1 protein-coding gene is annotated in these 2,034 nt (G+C 60.0%); it reads left to right on the top strand.

Annotated elements, in window-relative coordinates; genetic code table 11:
- The coding region (locus DBR23_RS00555; protein WP_108496961.1) for a Tn3-like element IS1071 family transposase at positions 1-2,034 on the top strand (2,034 nt) is incomplete at both ends.

Genomic DNA, 2,034 nt, shown 5'->3' with positions numbered 1-2,034 from the left:
CGCTGGCGAGCCTCAGTTTCAGAGCTGCGCCCAGATGGACAAACCCAGCAGAGTTGGCTATGGGCTGCACCGGCGAAACACTCAACCCGCCAAATCAGCGAGGTACTGGAGCGCATCGACCTGCTTTACACGCTGGACGTTCATAAGCACCTGGCAGACATCCCCGATCTCATCTTGCGCCGCTACGCGCGCCGACTTGTCTCCAGGCCGCCCTCAGCCGGAGCCAAGATCAAAGAGCCAGCGCGCACCGTGGAGGTCGCATGCTTTCTTCGGTATTGCCTGTTCACCACCACAGACCAGTTGATCCTTATGGTGCAGCGCCGGATCGCCGATCTGTGGCGTCAGGCTGCCGCCGATGTCCCCGCTACCGTCAATTGGGCCGCAATGTACAAAACGCTGCTCGGCGAACTTGTTGCCTTGAGCGCGCAAGGTGCGGTGCCAGATGCTGAGTTGCGTGCCCGTCTTGAAGCCTTGATCACCGAAACCCAGAAACGCAAACCACCGAGCAGGGCCTCCCTGGTCCGCGAGGGATTGATTGATGGAATTCGCCCCGTGCGGTCGTTGCTCGTCGCCATTGCAAAGCTGCCCTGGCAGGCCACCGGCGAGCATCCTGCCATCGAGTACCTTGCCAAGCTGCAAGCTTTATATCTCAAAGGATCCAGAAAGCTGCCAGTTGAAGTGGTGGCACCAAGTCTGGGAATGATCTGGCAGGTTTCGATCTCCAGCCCAGACCGGGAACGGGCGTTTCAGGCGTTGGAGGTGGCCACCCTGTTTGCCCTGCGCCGCGCGGTGCGCAATGGCTCGGTCTGGATTGAGCACAGCCTGAGCTTTCGGGGTCGTGCGCGCTTGTTCTTCACGGACGAGCGTTGGCAGGCAGAGTCCAAGAAACACTATGCCCGTCTATCGTTACCCAGCAAGGCTGCCACTTTCTTGAAGCCTTTGCTGGCCAGAGTAACTGCCGGTGTCGATGCGGTGGCCGCTGCAGCCCGCAGTGGCGTACTGCGCGTGGATGATGAACTCCATTTGTCGCCATTGCCCGCAGAGGACGAAGACCCAGAAGTGACCAAGCTGCGCGCGGCTTTGGATCACCGCATCGGTGAGGTTCAATTGCCGGAAGTGATTCTGGCCGTTGACGCCCAGGTGCGCTTTAGCTGGATCATGCTCGGACGTGAGCCGCGCTCTACCGACGAGCTGCTGATGGTCTATGCCGGCATCATGGCCCACGGCACCAGTCTGACTGCGGTCGAATGCGCGCGCATGATTCCGCAATTGTCTGCCACCAGCATTCGCCAGGCCATGCGCTGGGCGCGGGACGAACGGCGTCTGAGCCAGGCCTGCCAGGCTGTGCTGGAATTCATGCAGCGACACCCGATTGCCGCCACCTGGGGGCGGTCCGATTTGGCATCTTCTGACATGATGAGCATGGAGACCACCAAACGGGTGTGGCAAGCCCGGCTTGATCCTCGGCGCAACACACCTTCCATTGGAATCTACTCCCATGTAAAAGACCGGTGGGGCATCTTCCATGCGCAGCCCTTTGTGCTCAATGAGCGCCAGGCGGGCGTGGCCATTGAAGGTGTCATCCGCCAAGAAAAGCTGGAGACCAGCCAGCTTGCTGTGGATACCCATGGCTACACCGACTTTGCCATGTCACATGCCCGTTTGCTTGGTTTTGATCTTTGCCCGCGGTTGAAGGAACTCAAACAGCGCCACCTCTTTGTGCCACGCGGCACCAAAGTGCCCGCAGAAATCGCTGCGGTGTGCGAAGCCAATGTCGACGTCGCTTTGATCGAAAAGCATTGGGATAGTCTGGTGCACCTGGCAGCCTCGGTCATGAGCGGACATGCCAGTGCGGTGGCAGCTCTTGCGCGGTTCGGTTCTGCCGCCCAGGGCGATCCAATCTATGAGGCTGGCGTGCAATTGGGGCGGTTGCTGCGTACGGCGTTTTTGGCTGACTACTTTGTCAAGGACGCTTTCAGGAACGAGTTGCGCCGGGTGCTCAATCGGGGCGAGGCTGTTAACGCCCTCAAGCGC

It is taken from the genome of Acidovorax sp. HMWF018 (assembly GCF_003061035.1).
GTDB classification, from domain to species: domain Bacteria; phylum Pseudomonadota; class Gammaproteobacteria; order Burkholderiales; family Burkholderiaceae_C; genus Acidovorax; species Acidovorax delafieldii.
The sequence above is the reverse complement of the archived record's forward strand: the minus strand, read 5'-3'. Positions and strand labels throughout refer to the sequence as shown.